This is a genomic window from Luteimonas sp. Soil_N_1, from assembly GCF_057656255.1.
Genome location: NZ_JBDGKS010000002.1, coordinates 30,027 through 46,662 on the forward strand (window position 1 = coordinate 30,027; position 16,636 = coordinate 46,662).

16 protein-coding genes are annotated in these 16,636 nt (G+C 69.6%); 10 read left to right on the top strand and 6 right to left on the bottom strand.

The genetic code is table 11. The features are described 5' to 3' along the window. Positions 1-97: 97 nt before the first annotated feature. The 3 genes from AC3A4E_RS14005 to AC3A4E_RS14015 form a co-directional block, all read right to left on the bottom strand. Entirely contained in the window at positions 98-1,804 is a 1,707-nt protein-coding gene (locus AC3A4E_RS14005) for a cisplatin damage response ATP-dependent DNA ligase (RefSeq protein ID WP_487632109.1), read from the bottom strand. 40 nt (positions 1,805-1,844) lie between these two features. Beyond that, on the bottom strand, positions 1,845-2,846 hold the full coding sequence (locus AC3A4E_RS14010) for a ligase-associated DNA damage response exonuclease (RefSeq protein ID WP_487632110.1): 1,002 nt from the start codon (positions 2,844-2,846) through the stop codon (positions 1,845-1,847). Between the two features lie 124 nt (positions 2,847-2,970). Further along, positions 2,971-6,534, bottom strand: coding sequence for a sensor histidine kinase (locus tag AC3A4E_RS14015; RefSeq protein WP_487632111.1), 3,564 nt, complete (start codon positions 6,532-6,534; stop codon positions 2,971-2,973). 181 nt (positions 6,535-6,715) lie between these two features. Between AC3A4E_RS14015 and AC3A4E_RS14020 the strand changes: the two genes are divergently transcribed. The 3 genes from AC3A4E_RS14020 to AC3A4E_RS14030 are packed head-to-tail and all read left to right on the top strand — an operon-like array spanning position 6,716 to position 8,578. Continuing rightward, positions 6,716-7,435, top strand: coding sequence for a YceI family protein (locus AC3A4E_RS14020; RefSeq protein WP_487632112.1), 720 nt, complete (start codon positions 6,716-6,718; stop codon positions 7,433-7,435). Next, a complete protein-coding gene (locus AC3A4E_RS14025) occupies positions 7,432-8,016 on the top strand; it encodes a cytochrome b (protein ID WP_487632113.1) in 585 nt (194 codons plus the stop codon). Before AC3A4E_RS14020 ends, AC3A4E_RS14025 begins: the two co-directional genes overlap by 4 nt. A 4-nt stretch (positions 8,017-8,020) precedes the next feature. Beyond that, entirely contained in the window at positions 8,021-8,578 is a 558-nt protein-coding gene (locus AC3A4E_RS14030; RefSeq protein WP_425491070.1) for a YceI family protein, read from the top strand. A gap of 15 nt (positions 8,579-8,593) precedes the next feature. Here the strand turns inward: AC3A4E_RS14030 and AC3A4E_RS14035 are convergent, their stop codons facing one another. Further along, a complete protein-coding gene (locus tag AC3A4E_RS14035; RefSeq protein WP_487632114.1) occupies positions 8,594-8,830 on the bottom strand; it encodes a glutaredoxin family protein in 237 nt (78 codons plus the stop codon). A 49-nt stretch (positions 8,831-8,879) separates the two neighbouring features. Between AC3A4E_RS14035 and AC3A4E_RS14040 the strand changes: the two genes are divergently transcribed. The 7 genes from AC3A4E_RS14040 (at position 8,880) to AC3A4E_RS14070 (ending at position 14,874) form a co-directional block, all read left to right on the top strand. Next, positions 8,880-10,262 (top strand): L-serine ammonia-lyase, encoded by a 1,383-nt coding sequence (locus tag AC3A4E_RS14040; protein WP_487632115.1) that lies wholly within the window; start codon positions 8,880-8,882, stop codon positions 10,260-10,262. Between the two features lie 120 nt (positions 10,263-10,382). Next, entirely contained in the window at positions 10,383-11,204 is an 822-nt protein-coding gene (locus tag AC3A4E_RS14045; protein WP_487632116.1) for a S1/P1 nuclease, read from the top strand. 72 nt (positions 11,205-11,276) lie between these two features. Continuing rightward, positions 11,277-12,143, top strand: a complete 867-nt coding sequence (locus tag AC3A4E_RS14050) for an MBL fold metallo-hydrolase (RefSeq protein ID WP_487632117.1) — start codon at positions 11,277-11,279, stop codon at positions 12,141-12,143. Between the two features lie 62 nt (positions 12,144-12,205). Continuing rightward, a complete protein-coding gene (locus tag AC3A4E_RS14055; protein WP_487632118.1) occupies positions 12,206-12,718 on the top strand; it encodes a molybdopterin-binding protein in 513 nt (170 codons plus the stop codon). Positions 12,719-12,745: 27 nt separating this feature from the next. After that, positions 12,746-13,546 (top strand): molybdate ABC transporter substrate-binding protein, encoded by an 801-nt coding sequence (gene modA / locus AC3A4E_RS14060; RefSeq protein WP_487632119.1) that lies wholly within the window; start codon positions 12,746-12,748, stop codon positions 13,544-13,546. A 3-nt stretch (positions 13,547-13,549) separates the two neighbouring features. Then, positions 13,550-14,260, top strand: a complete 711-nt coding sequence (gene modB, locus AC3A4E_RS14065; protein WP_487632120.1) for a molybdate ABC transporter permease subunit — start codon at positions 13,550-13,552, stop codon at positions 14,258-14,260. Beyond that, positions 14,260-14,874, top strand: a complete 615-nt coding sequence (locus AC3A4E_RS14070; protein ID WP_487632121.1) for a molybdenum ABC transporter ATP-binding protein — start codon at positions 14,260-14,262, stop codon at positions 14,872-14,874. Before modB ends, AC3A4E_RS14070 begins: the two co-directional genes overlap by 1 nt. 71 nt (positions 14,875-14,945) lie before the next feature. Here the strand turns inward: AC3A4E_RS14070 and AC3A4E_RS14075 are convergent, their stop codons facing one another. Continuing rightward, complete coding sequence (locus tag AC3A4E_RS14075) at positions 14,946-16,190, bottom strand: M56 family metallopeptidase (RefSeq protein WP_487632122.1); 1,245 nt, start codon at positions 16,188-16,190, stop codon at positions 14,946-14,948. After that, positions 16,177-16,548 carry a BlaI/MecI/CopY family transcriptional regulator gene (locus AC3A4E_RS14080; RefSeq protein ID WP_487632123.1) on the bottom strand — a complete coding sequence of 124 codons (372 nt, stop codon included), beginning with the start codon at positions 16,546-16,548 and terminating at the stop codon, positions 16,177-16,179. The genes AC3A4E_RS14075 and AC3A4E_RS14080 overlap by 14 nt, the downstream gene beginning before the upstream one ends. Positions 16,549-16,636 lie beyond the last annotated feature (88 nt).

The following is a 16,636-nucleotide window of genomic DNA, read 5'->3' on the forward strand; positions in this document are numbered from 1 at the left end:
GCATCGGGGCCGCGCAGACGCCGGGTCGCGGGCTTCGCGCTGTCATCTTGCGGGGCCGCCGCGTCTACGGATGCCCGCGTGCGCGTGGCGCGTGGCGTCATCGCGCCAGTGCCTTCAAGGTATCCAGCCGGTCGGCCTCGGCCATCGGCTTGTCGTGCCGCCAGCGCAGGATGCGCGGGAACCGCACCGCGATGCCGGACTTGTGCCGCTTCGACACGTTGACCGCTTCGAAGCCGAGTTCGAACACGTGGTGTGCACGCACCGAGCGCACCGGTCCGAAGCGTTCCAGCGTGTGCGCGCGGATCCACTTGTCGAGCGCGAGGATCTCGCTGTCGTCGAGACCGGAATACGCCTTTGCCACCGGCACCAGCGTGTCGCCGTCCCACAGGCCGAAGGTGTAGTCGGTATAGAGCGTGCTGCGGCGACCGTGCCCGGCCTGCGCGTAGAGCAGCACCGCATCGATGGTCAGCGGATCGATCTTCCACTTCCACCAGTCACCGCGACGCCGACCGGTCTGGTACGGCGCGCTGGCGCGCTTGAGCATCAGCCCTTCGACGCCGCGGTCGCGCGCTTCCTCGCGCAACTGCGCCGCCGCCAACCAGTCCGCGACGTCGACACGGGGCGAGACCACGATGCGCGGATCGCCATGTGCCGCGATCAGAGTTTCCAGCGCTGCGCGGCGCTCGTGCTGCGGCCGCGCGCGCCAGTCTTCGCCGTCGCGTTCGAGCAGGTCATAGACCTGCAGGCGCACCGGCGTGTCGGCCAGCGTCTTCGGTCCGGGCTTGAGCCGCTGGATGCGGGTCTGCAATGCGGTGAACGGCAGCGGTGCATCGTCGTTCGCGCGCCAGGCCAGGAGTTCGCCGTCGAGCACCACGCCGTCGGGCAGCGACATCGCTGCCGCTTCGATCTCGGGAAAACGTCCATCCAGACGTTCCTCGCCGCGGGACCACAGCGCGACCTCGCCATCGCGGCGCAACAGCTGCAGCCGGATGCCGTCCCACTTCCATTCGAGCAGCCAGTCCTCGATCGGCCCGAGCGCACGCGCGACGGCATCGGGATCGTTGGCGAGCGCAATGATGTCGGGCGCGACCGTCGGCGCGTCGTCCTCGACCGGCTCCGCTTCGGGCAGGCCTGCTTCCGCGCGCAATGCCGACTCCAGCGGCGAGGCGAGAAAGAACGGATACGGCTGCTGGCGATCGCCAGGCAGTTTCTCGGGCGACAGCAGATCACGCAGGAATTCCGGTGTCGGCGCCCAGCTGCCGAGCATGCGTTGCGCGAGCCGTGCGATATCGATGCCGGTGAGCTCCGCCAGCGCCTGCTGCACCAGCCGCTGCGACACGCCGACGCGCAAGGCGCCGGTCAGCAGCTTGTTGAACAGCAGGCGCTCATCGAAGCGCAGCGTGCGCCAGGCCTCGACGATGACCGCGCGACGGATCTCGACGTCCTTGTTGGCGACCGGCAGCAGCTTTGTCTCGATCCAGTCCGCGAGCGCGATGTCCGGCGATGCTTCGGCCGGATCGCCCAGCAGCAGCGCCAGCGTCTCGCCCAGATCGCCGACCTGGTCGTAGCTGTCGTCGACCAGCCAGTCCGGCGTGCCCGACTCGACCGCGATCCATTCGCGCAGTTCGCGCGTGTTGGCGATCTTCTTGCGCGCACTGGCGACCTTGCCGCCCGACAGCAGATACAGCGCCCACGCCGCATCGCGTGGCGGCGCCTCACGGAAATAGCGGATCAACGCCGCGCGCTTGTCCAACGTGGCGGTGCTCTGGTCGAGCTCGCGGTAGAGCTGCGCGAAGCGCTTCATATCGACCGCTTCGAAGCGGCGGGCGCACTGCCAAGCCCTGTCATTCCTCGCCCCCGAAATCCGTCCGGAACGCCTCGGCCGCGATCCCGTCCTCGCGCAGCGCGCGGATGATCGCGTCGGTATTGCCGTGCGTGGCGATCACGCGCGACGCACCCGTCTCGCGCACGGTCCGCATCAGGTCCGGCCAGTCGGCGTGATCGGACACCACGAACCCGCGGTCGTAGTTGCGGCGACGCCGGTTGCCGCGGATCTGCATCCAGCCGGATGCGAAGCCCTGCTGCGCGCGGCGGAAGCGGCGGATCCAGGAACTGCCTGCAGCAGACGGCGGCGCGAGGACGAGCTTGCCTGCGAAGTCGGCAGCCTTGTCGGTGTCGGCCACCGGTAGGGTCTCGATCAGTGCCACGCCCGCGCGGCGGTACACCTCGACGCCGGTCGCGACGGCGCCATGCAACAGCACGGGTTCGTCGGTATGCACCGCGAGTTCGGCCAGCACGCGCTGCGCCTTGCCCAGCGCGTAGCAGTAGAGGATCGCCGCCTCGCCGCGTTCGGCGCAGTGGTCGCGCCAGGCGACGATGTCGCGTGCGACCTCGGACGTGTCCGGCCATCGATAGACCGGCAGCCCGAACGTCGCTTCGGTGATGAAGGTGTCGCAGCGCACGACTTCGAACGGGTCGCAGGTCGGATCGTGCTGGCGCTTGTAGTCGCCCGAGGCCACCCAGACATCGCCGTCGACCTCGACGCGCACCTGCGCCGAGCCCAGCACGTGGCCGGCCGGATGCAGCGACACCGTGGCATTGCCCATCTGGAACGGCGCGCCGTATTCGTGCGCCGCGTAGATCTGCTCGCCGAGTCGCCATTCGAGGATCGGCAGGCCGATCCGGGTCGTGTGATACGCGCCCATGCCGGTCCGGGCGTGATCGCCGTGGCCATGCGTGATCACCGCGCGCGGCACCGGGCGCCACGGGTCGATATGGAAATCGCCCGCCGGGCAGTACAGGCCTTCGGGACGCAACTGGATCAGATCGTGTGACAGCGGGGGCATCGGCGCAGTCTGGTCGCGGCGTTGTGCACGAGACGCCAAGCCTGGAACGGCGCCGTCTCGTCAGCCGCGACGCATCTTCCGGCCGGCGCGACCGTTCATCCGCGCGAGCCGGACGGGTGGATCGTCAGGGGTCCGCGTCCGTCGGGCTGTCCTCGCGGATCGGACGCCAGCTCCACGCCAGCGTGTCGTACAGCATCTCGCCGGTCAGCGGCTTGCGCAGGAAGCCGTCGAAGCCGGCTGCACGCGCCGCGGCCTCGGCGTCGTCGTCTGCGCGTGCGGTGACGGCGACGATCGGCTGGACGAAACCGTGGGCGCGCATCAGCCCCGCCAGGGTCAGTCCATCGATGCCGGGCAGATCGAGATCCAGCAGCGCCAGATCGAATGTCCGCGAGGCGATCTCCGACAGCGCGGCCAATCCCTGCGGCGCATGCACCACTTCGTGCCCCTGCGACTGCAGCAGGCCCATGATGACCTCCGACACCATCGGGTCGTCCTCGACCAGCAGGATCTCGAGCGCCACCGCGGCGGTGATCCGCGCGTGTCCGTGCTCGGCCAGGGCCGGCGGCGGGTCCGACGCCGCGGGCAGCGGCAGCACCACCCGGAACCGCGTGCCCTTCCCCGGCGCGCTGTCCACTTCGATGCGTCCGCCCATCGCCGCCGACAGTTCCTGGCTGATCGCCAGCCCCAGCCCGCTGCCGCCGTACCGGGACGCGGTCCGCGCGCCTTCGGCCTGCTCGAACCTGCGGAACAGCCGCTCGCGCTGCTCTTCACTAAGGCCCGGTCCGGTGTCGCTGACGACGAAGACCAGCGCGCCCGTGTCGTCGACGCCCAGATGCACGCCCACCCGCCCCCGCTCGGTGAACTTGACCGCATTGCCGAGCAGGTTGAGCAGGATTTGGTGGACGCGACCGGGATCACCCACCACCCATCCGGGCACGTCGGGATCGACGGCGCATTCGAGGACGAGTGACTTCTGGTTCGACGCGGGCGCGTACAGCGAGACGGCGTCGTGGACCAGCCGGGCCGGATCGAACGGCTTCGGATCCAGGTCCAGACGACCGGCCTCGATGCGCGCGAGATCCAGCGCGTCGTTGACCAGCCGCATCAGGTGGTCGCCCGCACGCCGGATGGACTCGGCGTATCCCCGCTGCCGGTCGTCCAGCGGCGTGTCGAGCAGCAGTTCGCTCATGCCGAGCACCCCGGTCATCGGCGTGCGCACTTCGTGCCCGAGGGTGGCGAGAAAGCGGGTCTTGGCAACCGATGCCTGCTCGGCCAGATCGCGCTTTTCCTCCGCCAGGTGCCAGGCGTGGCGGCGTTTGAGACGCCGGCGATAGCCCTGCGCAAGCCGCCACAGTCCGACGCAGACGATCAGCACCGCGGCGCACAGCGCCCACACCGTCTGCCACCACGGCGGCGCCTGGTGGATCGCCAGCGGCGGCAGCGCCGTCCACTGGCCGTCTTCGGTGCGCGCCTCCACTTGGAGCGTGTAGCGGCCCGGCTCCAGCCGTGGAAAGACGCGGTCGGCGGTGATGTCGGCGTGCACCCAGTCCGGCTCGTAGCCCTCGAGCCGGAACCGGTAGTGGTGCGCGTGCGCATCGGTGAACGACAGCAGGCGCGCGGCGATGTGCAGGTCCCGGTCGCCATGCCGCAGTTCGACCGGGCCCTCGAGCGGGAGATCGACCACATCCTCGCCACGGCGCAGGCTGAGCGTCTCAAGCACCAGTCGCGGCATCTCTTCGCGCCGGTGCACGGCGTCGGGATGGAACAGCAGCAGACCCTCACCGGTGCCGACCGCAAAATGGCCGGCACGCGACATGCCCAGCTGCTGTTCGCTGAATTCCTGGCTCGGCAGGCCATCGCGCAGGCCGAACACGCGTACGCGCGCGGTCGACGGTTCGAAGCGGACCAGACCGCGGACTCCCGTCATCCACACCGTGCCGCGGTCGTCGACGCCCATGCCCCCGGGCCGCACCCGGGGCAGACCCTCGCGCGTGCCGAACGCCCGTTGCCGTGCCAGCGCAGTGCCGTCCCAGTGGTACTCGACCAGGGTCCCCATGCCTGCCAGCCAGACCCGTGCCCCGTCGGGACACGTCGCGGCAGTCAAGCTGTCCGCGGGGCTCCCGGGCACGGGTTTGAAGCGACGGGCGGCGGCGTCCCACATGAGCAGGCCACCGGTGGTGGTCAACCAGGGATCGCCGTCGGGACCGTTGAGGATCTGCAGCGGGCGGACCATCGGCGGAATGCCGCGCCCGTCCCCGGACTGCACCGACTCGATCACGCGGCCATCCGGCGTTCGCGCCTGCACCATCAGATCGCTCGCGATCCACACCGTGCCGTCGCCCTGTTCGACGATGCTGTCGATGTGGTGTCCGCCCGGCGCCGGATTCTCGACATCGTGATCGTGCCAGCGGCGCACCGCCCCGGTCGCCGGATCGAAGCGCACCAGTTGCCGCAGGCAGCCGATCCACACCATGCCGTCGCGGGTCTGGTGGACGGTCCGGTTGAGCTGGCTGCCGCAGACCTGCGCCAGACGGTGTTCGATCGCACCCGTCGCGGGGTCGAGATGGTCGAGCACGCCCCCGGAACCGACCAGCCAGAATCCACCCTCGTTCGAGGGCGCCACGCCGTAGACGAACGCGTTCGCCAGCGATGCCGGGTCGGAGACCACGCGTTGCAGCACGGTGAAGTTGCGCCAGTTGGCGGGCAGGTACCAGAGCCCGGCGTCAACGCTCGCGAACCACAGTCCACCTTCGCGGTCCTGGAACGCCGACGACCACGACGGCCGCACCGCACCGCGACTGGTGAAGCTGAAGAGCGGCACATCCACCAGACGGCCGTCGGACTCGCGCGCCAGCCCGCTGCGCGTGTCGAACCAGCGCGCGCCGTCCCGGTCCTGCACCAGCATGTGCAGCACGGGCTTGTCGAGGACGGGGTCGTTCCAGGGCATGGGTTCGGTGCGGCCGTCCACGCGTCGCACCACGCCGCCACCCTGGGCGCCGATCCACAGATCGCCCTGTGCGTCGAACACCAGACCGTTGACGAGGGACGACACTTCCGGCGGCATCGGCACGTGGTCGAAACCGTTTCCGGTCCAGCGCGCGACGCCGCCTTTCGTGCCCACCCACAGGGCGCCGTCCGCATCGGTTTCGAGGAAGCCCACACCATCGGCAGGCATGCTGCGCGGATCGTCCGCATCCGCATTGAACCGGTGCAGCGTCCCGTCCGGCATCAGCCGGTACAGGCCGGACTCCGCCGTGCCGAACCACACCGAGTCGTCCGGCATCGACAGCACGGTCCAGATGTCGTCGACACCGATGCCGGGATGGGTCTCGTGGTTGTAGTGGGTGAACGTGATGCGGTCGGTGTCGAGCATCGACAGACCGCCTCGCCGGGTGCCCAGCCACACCCGGTCCTGGCGATCGACGTGCACCGTCCAGACATGGTTGTCGCGCAGGCCGTCTTCGATCCGCCAGACCCGGAACCCCGCGCCGTCGTAGCGTGCGAGCCCGTCGCGCGTCGCGACCCACAGATAGCCCTGCCGGTCCTCCGCAAGCGCATTGACCCGGTTCGACGGCAGCCCGTCGAGCACGTTCAACTGGCGCGGCTGTGGCGCACTGGCAGTCGGCACCTTGACCTGCATCGCCCATGCCGCGCCTCCCCACAGGCTGCACCACAGACACAGGGCCATCCATGCAAACCGCATTCCGCTCCCCGAGTCGCACCGCGCGCAACGCGCCTTCCCTGCCCGGATGCTCGCAACGCTGCGTTGCGGATGCAAGCGCCGCGATTCATGCGCGTGGCGGTTTTCGCAGCGCGAACGTGCCTAGAATCGGACCGCCCGCCCGACATATGCCATCCGGAACGCCCGAATGCGATCGCTGCGCCCGCTTCTCGCCAGTTGCCTGCTGCTCTCCGCGTTCGGCCCGCCTGCACTGGCTGCGCCGGCGCACTACACGCTCGATCCGGTCCATACCCGCGTGCAGTTCGCGATCGACCACGCCGGTTTCTCGAAAGCGATCGGCACGGTGTCGGGCAGTACCGGCACCATCGTGTTCGACCCCGACGACTGGAGCACTGCGCGTGTAGAGGTGTCGATTCCGATCGCACGCGTCGATCTGGGCGATGCGAAATGGAACCAGGCGACGCTGGCGCGCAACCTGCTCGACGGCGAACGCCATCCGGTCGCCACCTTCGTCTCCACCCGGATCGAGCCGATCGACGCACAGCGCGCGATCGTGCACGGCAATCTGACCCTGCGCGGCGAGACCCGCGAGGTCGCGTTGCAGGTCGTGCTCAACGGACTCAAGCGTTATCCGCTGCCACCGTTCCGTCTCACCGTGGGTTTCTCCGCGACCGCCGCACTGTCCCGCGCCGAGTTCGGCATCGATGCGTGGAAGTCGGTGATCGGCGATGCCGTCGAATTGCGGCTGGAAGTGGAAGCTTCGCGCAGTCGCGGCGGCACCGGGACCGGTGACGATGCGGATGCGGATGCGGATGCCGCGGACGATGCACCCGACGATGAAATTTCGACACCCGACGCGCCGGTCGAGGACACACCCGCGACACCCCCGACAGAGCCAACGCCATGACGTTCCGCAATCCACCCGACCGATGGGGCGGCGTCAGCCAGCTGCTGCACTGGCTGGTCGTGGCCCTGATCCTGACGACCGGCACCCTGGGTCTGGTCATGGGCGATATGCGCAACAGCCCGACCAAGATCGAGATCTACGCGCTGCACAAATCGCTGGGGCTGACGATCCTTGCGCTGGCCACGCTGCGTCTGTTGTGGCGCCTGTACGCCGGCGCGCCGCGTCCGGTGCCCGGCACGCCGCACTGGCAGGACCGGGTCGCATCGGTCACCCATTGGCTTCTGTACGGTCTGCTGTTCGCGATTCCGCTCAGCGGCTGGACCTTCAATTCCGCCGCCGGCTATCCGCTGCAGTGGTTCAAGCTGTTCAACCTGCCTGCGCTGGTGACGCGTGACGCGGACCTGCGCCAGCTCGCCGGCAACGTGCACGAACTGCTGTTCTGGACCCTGGTCAGCCTGGCCTTGTTGCACGCGGCCGCTGCCCTGTACCACCACATCTTCCAGCGCGACGACACGCTGGCGCGCATGCTGCCGCGTGGCTGGCTGCGCGCCCGTACTCCGACTCCGCCTCTGCAGGACTGACTCCATGCGCATGATCCGCTCCCTCGCTTTCGGCGTACTGACCGCCGCACTCGCCCTGCCCGCCTTCGCTGCCGACTACGTGCAGGCGCCCGGCTCCTCACTGGCGTTCGCCGGCAAGTACCAGGGCGAGACGTTCTCCGGCACCTTCCCGGGCTTCCGCACGACGGTGAGCTTCGATCCGGCCGATCTGGCCGCCGGCAAGCTCGCTGTCACCATTCCGGTCGCCACCGCGACCACGCAGAACGCCGACTACGACACCGAAATGCGCGGCAATGCGTTCTTCGACGCGTCGAAGTTCGCCCAAGCGACCTACACCGCGACCGGCTTCCGCGATCTCGGCAACGGCCAGTACGCCGCCGACGGCACGCTGGAACTGCGCGGTGTGCGCAAGCCGGTGACCCTGACCTTCACCTGGACCGACGGCGCGCGCCCGCTGCTGTCGGGCCGTGCGACCGTGCGCCGTCTCGATTTCGGCGTGGGTGGTGGCGACTGGGCCGACACCGGCACGATCCCGAACGAGATCGCGGTCAGTACCCGGGTCTATCTGCAGCCGGCCAGGTAACGCCGCGCAGTGCGGTCAGCGGCGCAGCCAGTGCCGCGCCGCGTCGGCATCGAAGGGCCAGTCGAGTTCGCGCCCGTCGCGCGCGTCGCGCAGCACCGGCACGCGCACGCCGTAGCGGTCCTCGAGCGCCGGATCATCGTCGATGAAGACACTCTCGAACGCCGGCACGCCGGCGCTGGCGAGCACATCCAGCGCCAGATCACAGAGATGGCAGTCGTCGCGCTGGTACAGGATCAGGGTCGGAGCGGTCATGTCGCGTTGCGGCAGGCCTGGATGCAGGCGCGAGCCGTAGAATAGCCACATGGCAGTCAGCACGTTCGACCTCTACAAGATCGGCATCGGGCCGAGTTCCTCGCACACCGTCGGGCCGATGCGCGCGGGCGCGCGTTTCGTGCGCCGCTGGCTCGACGTGCCAGGGCGGCTGGACGATGTCGTCCGCGTGCGCGCCGAGGTGTTCGGTTCGCTCGCGCTGACCGGTCGCGGCCACGGCACCGACAAGGCCGTGATGATGGGCCTCGAAGGCCACATGCCGAATCTGATCGACCCGGACATCATTCCCGATGCGTTGATCCGCATCCGTGGCGAAAAGCGCATCCGCCTCGGCGGCACGCACGAGATCGCCTTCGACGAGAAGTCGGATCTGGTGATGAACAAGCGGCAGAAGCTGCCCTTTCATACCAACGGCATGCGCTTCACCGCGTACGACGCCGAGGGCGCGGTCATCGCGACGCGCGACTACTACTCGGTGGGCGGCGGCTTCGTGGTCAACGAGGACGAGGCGGCCGAAGACCGCATCGTCGCCGACACCACCGACGTGCCCTACCCGTTCTCGAGCGGCGACGAGCTGATCGCGCAGGCGAAAACGCACGGCCTGAGCATCGCCAAGCTGATGCTGGAGAACGAGAAGGTCTGGCGCAGCGAGGACGAGATCCGCGAAGGCCTGCGCGAACTGTGGGCGGCGATGCAGTCCTGTGTCGCACGCGGCATCCGCCAGACCGGCACCCTGCCCGGCGGCCTGCACGTCACCCGCCGCGCGCCGGCACTGCATGCCGAACTGTCGTCGAAGCCCGAAGCCGGCATGCGCGATCCGCTGACCGTGCTCGACTGGGTGAACCTCTACGCGCTCGCCGTCAACGAAGAGAACGCCGCCGGTGGCCGCGTCGTCACCGCGCCGACGAATGGCGCGGCCGGCATCCTGCCGTCGGTGCTGCATTACTACGACCGCTTCTGCCCGAACTCCACCGAGCAGGGCATCTTCGATTTCCTGCTCACCGCGTCCGCCGTCGGCATCCTCTACAAGGAAAACGCCAGCATCTCGGGCGCGGAAGTCGGCTGCCAGGGCGAAGTGGGCGTGGCCTGTTCGATGGCCGCCGCCGGCCTCACGGCCGCACTCGGCGGCACGCCGAGCCAGATCGAGAATGCGGCCGAAATCGGCATGGAGCACAACCTCGGCCTGACCTGCGATCCGATCGGCGGCCTGGTGCAGATTCCGTGCATCGAGCGCAATGCGATGGGCGCGGTCAAGGCGATCAACGCCTCGCGCATGGCCTTCCGCGGCGACGGCAAGCACAAGGTCAGCCTCGACAAGGTGATCCGCACGATGCGCGACACCGGCCGCGACATGCGAGACAAGTACAAGGAAACCTCGCGCGGCGGTCTGGCGGTCAACGTCATCGAGTGCTGAGCCGTCCGCGTGAGGCGTGACGCGGTCCTGCCTGTGTCTCCAGTCCGTCGCGCGATGCGCGTGCGGCTCGGACCGGGCAGCGGGACGGTCCGCGGCACACCCACCGGTTAGACTGCGCCGATGCTGCGTCGAATTCTTCTGTGCGGCGGTCTGCTGGCCGCCTTTGCCTTCCCGTCATCCGCCCTCGCCTGGGGCAAGCTCGGCCACCGTCTGGTCGCGCAGGTCGCCGAGCGCGACCTCACGCCTGCCGCACGTGCCGAGGTGCGCCGCCTGCTGGCCGGTGAACCCGATCCCACCCTGCCCGGCGTCGCCAGCTGGGCGGACGAACTGCGTGCGCACAATCCGGATCTGGGTCGACGCTCTGCGTCCTGGCACTACGTCAACATCGGCGAATCGAACTGCCGCTACGAGGCGCGGCGCGACTGCCCGGGCGGCAACTGCGTGGTCGAGGCGCTGAAGACCCAGACCGCGATCCTGGCCGACCGCAGCCGCTCGCGCGCCGATCGGGCACGGGCGCTGAAGTTCGTGGTGCATTTCACCGGCGATGCGCACCAGCCGATGCACGCCGGCTACGGACACGACCGCGGCGGCAACGACCAGCAGATCAGCTTCCGTCGCCGCGGCACCAACCTGCACGCGTTCTGGGACAGCGGCATGCTCAACAGCCGGCAGCTGTCGGGCGATGCCTGGCTGGCACGCATCAACGCACGGTCCCCGTCTGCCAGCGCCACGGGACCGGTGCGCCTGCCGCCGCCTGCCGCCGAGTGGGCCGAGGCTGCCTGTCGCGTCGCGCTGACGCCCGGCGTCTATCCCCGCGGCGCACGCGTCGGCGAGGCCTACGTGACCACCCATCTGCCAATGGCCGAGCAGGCGCTGCGGGATGCAGGCGCCCGTCTGGCGGCGGTGCTCAACACCGCGCTCGCCGCACCTGCGCAACGCTGAGCTGACGCAATCGCAACGTTTGCCCGGGCCGCGTGGACTAGCATCGGTCGCGTACACGGTCAGGAGTTCGCGATGCCGCCACCGCAGGTCACCCCGTTCCACCACGCCGGCAGCGGCACGTGGAGCTACATCGTGCGCGATCCGTCATCGAACGCGGCGGCGATCATCGATCCGGTGCTGGACTTCGACATGGCCTCCGCGCGCACGTCGACGGCCTCGGCGATGGTGCTGCTCGAGCACGTGCAGGCGCACGGGCTCGAGGTGCGGTGGATTCTCGAGACGCACGCGCACGCCGATCACCTGTCGGCCGGCGACTGGCTGCGCCATCAGTTGCCCGACGCGCGCCTGGCGATCGGTGACGGCATCCGCACGGTGCAGAAGACCTTTCGGCCCATCTTCAATCTCGGCGAGCATTTTCCGGTCGACGGCTCGCAGTTCGACCGGCTGTTCTCGGCCGACGCCACGTTCGCGATCGGTGCGCTCGAAGGCCGCACGATTCCGGTGCCCGGCCACACCAGCGACAGCAATGCCTACCTGATCGGCGATGCGCTGTTCACCGGCGACTCGCTGTTCATGCCTGACGGCGGCACCGCCCGCTGCGATTTCCCCGGCGGCGATGCGGCCACGCTGTACCGCTCGATCCAGCGCATGTTCGAACTGCCCGACGCCACCCGCGTGTTCGTCTGCCACGACTACGGTCCAGGCGGCCGCGCGGTGGCCTGCGAGACCACGATCGGCGCGCAGAAGCGCGAGAACATCCACGTCGGCCACCACATCGATGCGGCCACATTCGTCGCCCTGCGCGAGGCCCGCGACGCGACGCTGCCGATGCCGGCATTACTGCTGCCCTCGGTGCAGACCAACATCCGGGCCGGTGCCCTGCCCGAGGCCGATGCCAACGGCGTGCGGTATCTGAAGCTGCCGATCGACACGGTCTGAGCCACGTTGTCGAGGCTGTGCCTGGCCGTTATGCTCGGCCGTTCATAACGAGGGGAATCGCCATGGTCCGTGGCCGTCATCTGTCCGCGCTGCTTCTGCTGTGCGCGTCTGCGGTCCACGGCCAGACGCCGGACGTGCACGCCCATGGCGCGCACCAGCGTGCTGCCACGCCGGTAGACCCCTCCCCGGTCGTCGTCCCGCTGGATGACGCCGCACGCGCCACGCTGACCCGTCACACGGTCGAGGCCACCGCCCACGGCAACACCCTGCGCTGCGAAGGCGTGTCGCTGGCTGCATTACTGCAATCCAGCGGCGCGATGCCGGACGCGCCGTTGCGCGGCGCGCATCTCGATCGCTACGTGCTGGTCAGCGCGCGCGACGGCTACCGCGCGGTGTTCTCGCTCGGCGAACTCGACGCGACGCTCGGCAACCGTGGCGTCTATCTGGTCGACCGCTGCGACGGTGCCCCGCTCGACGCCGACAGCGGTCCGTTGCGCCTGCTGGTCCCCGACGACACACGCCCGGCACGCGGCGTGCGTCAGGTCGAACGCATCACCGTCATCGCCGCGCCCTGATCCTGTCGTCCTCCCACCGGAATCGCCATGCACACTCTCCGCTCCCCCCGCTGGTTGCGCACGTCCGCCGCCCTGCTGCTCACCGTTCTCGCTGCGCTCGCCGTCCTGCCGGCGATCGCGCAGGAGCGCGCGCCGATCACGGTCTTCGCCGCCGCCAGCCTCAAGGAATCGATGGACGCCGCGGCCGCGCGCTATCAGCGGGACACCGGCCAGCCGGTGCGCGTGTCGTATGCCGCCAGTTCCGCGCTCGCGCGGCAGATCGAACAGCGCGCGCCGGCCGACGTGTTCGTGTCCGCCGATCTGGAATGGATGGACTGGCTGCAGGCACGCAAGCTCATCGATACCGACTCGCGCCGCGTGCTGCTCGGCAACACCCTGGTGCTGGTCGCGCCGGCCGGCAGCGCCGCGCAGCCGCTGACGCTCGCGCGCGGCACCGATCTGCTGCCCCTGCTCGGCGCACGCGGGCGCCTGTCGCTGGCACTGAATGCGAGCGTGCCGGCCGGCAAGTACGCCAAGGCGGCGTTCGAATCGCTGGGCCAGTGGTCGGCCCTGCAACTGCGCGTGGCCGAGTCCGACAGCGTGCGCTCTGCGCTCACCCTCGTCGCGCGCGGCGAGGCGCCGCTGGGCGTGGTCTACGGCAGCGACGCGAAGGCCGAACCGCGGGTCAAGGTGCTGGCCACGTTCCCGGCCGACAGCCATCCGGCGATCGTCTATCCGGTGGCGCGCGTCGCGGCCAGTCGCAACCGCCAGGCCGATGCCTTCGTGCGCTGGCTCGACGGCGAGGCCGCGTCGGCGATCTTCCGCGCGCACGGTTTCTCGATCCGCTGATCGATGGCGGACCCGGGCACGCTGCTGGGCTTCGGGCCCGATGAACTCGTCGCGATCCGGCTCAGCCTGAAGGTCGCGGCCGCCGCCGCGTTGTGCAGCCTGCCCTTCGGCATCGCGATCGCGTGGCTGCTCGCGCGCCGTCGCTTCTTCGGCAAGTCGCTGCTCGACGCGCTGGTGCATCTGCCGCTGGTGTTGCCGCCGGTGGTCGTCGGCTACGCGCTGCTGGTACTGCTGGGCGGCAACGGCGTGATCGGCCGCTGGCTCGAAGAGACGCTGGGCATTTCGTTCGCCTTCCGCTGGACCGGCGCGGCGCTGGCCAGCGCGATCATGGGATTCCCGCTGCTGGTACGCACGATCCGGTTGTCGATCGAGAACGTCGACCGCCGTCTCGAACAGGCCGCAGCCACGCTCGGCGCCAGTCCGCTGCGGGTCTTCATCACGATCACTCTGCCGCTGGCGTGGCCGGGCGTGATCGCTGGTGCGGTACTCGCGTTCGCGAAGGCGCTGGGCGAGTTCGGCGCGACGATCACCTTCGTCTCCAACATCCCAGGTGAAACGCAGACCGTGTCGTCGGCGATCTACGGGCTGATGCAGGTGCCCGATGGCGAAGCCGGCATCTGGCGACTCGCGGCAGTCTCGGTGGCAATCTCGCTGGCCGCGCTGATGGCATCCGAATGGCTGGTGCGTCGCCAGCGCGGCGAGGTGCACGACTGATGCTGCACGTCGACCTCGACCTGCGCCGCGGCAGCTTCGCGCGCCACATCCGCATCGACGCCACGCAGCGCGTGCTCGCGCTGACCGGCCCATCCGGGGCCGGCAAGACCAGTGTGCTCAATGCGATCGCCGGCCTCGTGCGTCCACGCGCGGGCCGCATCGAGATCGACGGCCGCGTGCTGTTCGACAGCGCCGCGCGCATCGACGTGCCCGCACATCGCCGGCGCGTCGGTTACGTGTTCCAGGACGCGCGCCTGTTCCCGCATCTCGACGTGCTGCGCAACCTGCGTTACGGCCGCCATCACGCCGGCGCCGACACCTTCGAACTCGATCACGTGGTCGAACTGCTCGGCATCGGCGCGCTGCTGCAGCGCCAGCCGGCGAATCTCTCCGGCGGCGAAGCACAACGCGTGGCAATCGGCCGTGCGCTGCTTTCGCAGCCGGCGGTGCTGCTGTTCGACGAACCGCTGTCGGCGCTCGACGAAGCGCGGCGCGAAGAACTGATTCCGTGGCTGCAGCGCGTACGCGACGAAGTGCGTCTGCCGATGCTCTACGTCAGCCACACCAGCGACGACGTGCGGCGTCTGGCCGACGCGGTGCACACGCTGGACTGACGCCGTACGCGTGCCGACTACATGCCGGAACCGGCCGCAGCAACTGCGCAGCGACCGGCCCGGCCTTTCGCTCAGCGCCCCGGCGAGGGATCCGGTCCGCCGCGCTTGCCGGGCGCCGGGATGACCCGGATCACGCGCTCGTCCAGCTGCAGGCGCGCCTCTTCGAGTTCACTGTCGATCAGCGTCTCGGCATCGGCCAGAGGCACGCTCCGGAAGCGCATCGTCACCAGCATCGACAGGTCCACGCCTTGCGCGACATCCAGGGTGCGGCCGGTGGCCGCAGCAAGCCGGCGCAGGAGGTCGCCGACCGGGACAGCCGCGCCGTCGATGTCGACCGTGCCGGCGTCGGCGGCATAGGTCACGGTCACCTCGCCGGACGCGACCGCGGGTGGCGTGAGCGGCGGGACCTCCGTGGTGGGCGGCTGCGCTGCCCAGACGACCGTGGCGAACGCCAGCGAGGAGGCGACGACGAGCCCGGTGCCCAGGCGACGTGCAATGCGGTGTGGTGCGGTGTGTGCAAGCATCTCGATTCTCTCCTTCAGCGGATGGGCGCCGGGCCACTGGCAGGCCAGCAGTGCCGGATGTGCCGGCATCTGGGTCTTCAGCAGGGCCTGGCCGTAACTGCGACGGTGGCGACCCGCACGTGCGAGCACGGCGGCATCGCATGCGAGTTCCTGATCGATGCGGAAGCGGTGCAGTGCCCACCACGCCAGCGGGTTGAACCACTGCAGCACCCACAGCGTGGCGGCCAGCAGGTTCCACCAGACATCACCGCGGGCCACATGCACGCGTTCGTGCGCGAGCACCAGCGCACGCTCGTCCCGGGCGAAGCGGGTGCGGAAGTCGGCCGGCAACACGATGCGGGCCCCCAGGCCGACCACCGCCGGCAGGCCCTCCACCGCATCGGCCTGGTAGAGGCCATCGCGCCGTGCACGCACCCTGCCCAGTCCCGCAAGGAACTGCCGGTGCCCCTGCAGGCAGCGCGCGGTCATCAGCACCACGCCGCACGCCCAGATCGCCAGCCCCCACGCGGCGATGTCAGGCCCGCTTGCCTGCGCCAGTACGGCGCCGGCCTGTCCGGTCGCATCCAGGATACGGGTCGCCGTGGCTGCGGCCTCCGCAGGCGCGACCTGCACCACGCGCGCCGGCAACAACGTCGCCAGCATCGCCAGGGGCACCGCAGCCCACAGCAGATACGCGCAGCGCGCACCGCAGGCACGGCGCAACGGGCGCGACGCCAGCACGACCAGCACGATGGCGCCGCTGGCCCCCAGCGTGGCGGCGGCGAGCCCGGCGAGGACGTCAGTCACGTGCATCGTCGAGTGTCTCCACGAGGCGGCGCAGTTCGGCGATATCGGCCTTCGACAGCTTCCGGCGTTCGCCGAAGTGGGCGACCAGCGGTGTGACGCGCCCGCCGAACAGGCGATCGAGCAGTCCATCGCTCTGCCGCGCCAGCCACGCCTCCCGCTGCAGCACCGGGCTGTAGAGGTAGCGTCGCCCCTCACGCCCTGCGCTGATGGCGCCCTTGTTCAACAGCCGGTTGAGCAGCGTCTTGATCGTCGGTTCCGCCCAGTCCTGCTGCCCGTCCAGGGCTGCGACCACGTCATCGGCCCCGCATGGGCTGCGTGCCCACAGGACTTCCATGACGGTGGCCTCGGCGTCGCTGATCTGCATGACTGCGTTTACACCTGTAATCCGATATTCGATTACGCCCGTAAACGCACCGGCTGTCAAGCCGTGCGGGCGATCCGACCGGACGCCA

What these genes read in the sequence shown, in the direction of transcription:
- AC3A4E_RS14020 (WP_487632112.1), top strand. Translation starts at nt 6,716, where the DNA reads ATGCGATCGCTGCGCCCGCTTCTCGCCAGTTGCCTGCTGCTCTCCGCG.
- AC3A4E_RS14075 (WP_487632122.1), bottom strand. Translation starts at nt 16,190, where the DNA reads ATGCACGTGACTGACGTCCTCGCCGGGCTCGCCGCCGCCACGCTGGGG.
- AC3A4E_RS14010 (WP_487632110.1), bottom strand. Translation starts at nt 2,846, where the DNA reads ATGCCCCCGCTGTCACACGATCTGATCCAGTTGCGTCCCGAAGGCCTG.
- AC3A4E_RS14045 (WP_487632116.1), top strand. Translation starts at nt 10,383, where the DNA reads ATGCTGCGTCGAATTCTTCTGTGCGGCGGTCTGCTGGCCGCCTTTGCC.
- AC3A4E_RS14055 (WP_487632118.1), top strand. Translation starts at nt 12,206, where the DNA reads ATGGTCCGTGGCCGTCATCTGTCCGCGCTGCTTCTGCTGTGCGCGTCT.
- AC3A4E_RS14050 (WP_487632117.1), top strand. Translation starts at nt 11,277, where the DNA reads ATGCCGCCACCGCAGGTCACCCCGTTCCACCACGCCGGCAGCGGCACG.
- AC3A4E_RS14080 (WP_487632123.1), bottom strand. Translation starts at nt 16,548, where the DNA reads ATGCAGATCAGCGACGCCGAGGCCACCGTCATGGAAGTCCTGTGGGCA.
- AC3A4E_RS14025 (WP_487632113.1), top strand. Translation starts at nt 7,432, where the DNA reads ATGACGTTCCGCAATCCACCCGACCGATGGGGCGGCGTCAGCCAGCTG.
- modB (WP_487632120.1), top strand. Translation starts at nt 13,550, where the DNA reads ATGGCGGACCCGGGCACGCTGCTGGGCTTCGGGCCCGATGAACTCGTC.
- AC3A4E_RS14015 (WP_487632111.1), bottom strand. Translation starts at nt 6,534, where the DNA reads ATGGCCCTGTGTCTGTGGTGCAGCCTGTGGGGAGGCGCGGCATGGGCG.
- AC3A4E_RS14030 (WP_425491070.1), top strand. Translation starts at nt 8,021, where the DNA reads ATGCGCATGATCCGCTCCCTCGCTTTCGGCGTACTGACCGCCGCACTC.
- AC3A4E_RS14040 (WP_487632115.1), top strand. Translation starts at nt 8,880, where the DNA reads ATGGCAGTCAGCACGTTCGACCTCTACAAGATCGGCATCGGGCCGAGT.
- modA (WP_487632119.1), top strand. Translation starts at nt 12,746, where the DNA reads ATGCACACTCTCCGCTCCCCCCGCTGGTTGCGCACGTCCGCCGCCCTG.
- AC3A4E_RS14005 (WP_487632109.1), bottom strand. Translation starts at nt 1,804, where the DNA reads ATGAAGCGCTTCGCGCAGCTCTACCGCGAGCTCGACCAGAGCACCGCC.
- AC3A4E_RS14070 (WP_487632121.1), top strand. Translation starts at nt 14,260, where the DNA reads ATGCTGCACGTCGACCTCGACCTGCGCCGCGGCAGCTTCGCGCGCCAC.
- AC3A4E_RS14035 (WP_487632114.1), bottom strand. Translation starts at nt 8,830, where the DNA reads ATGACCGCTCCGACCCTGATCCTGTACCAGCGCGACGACTGCCATCTC.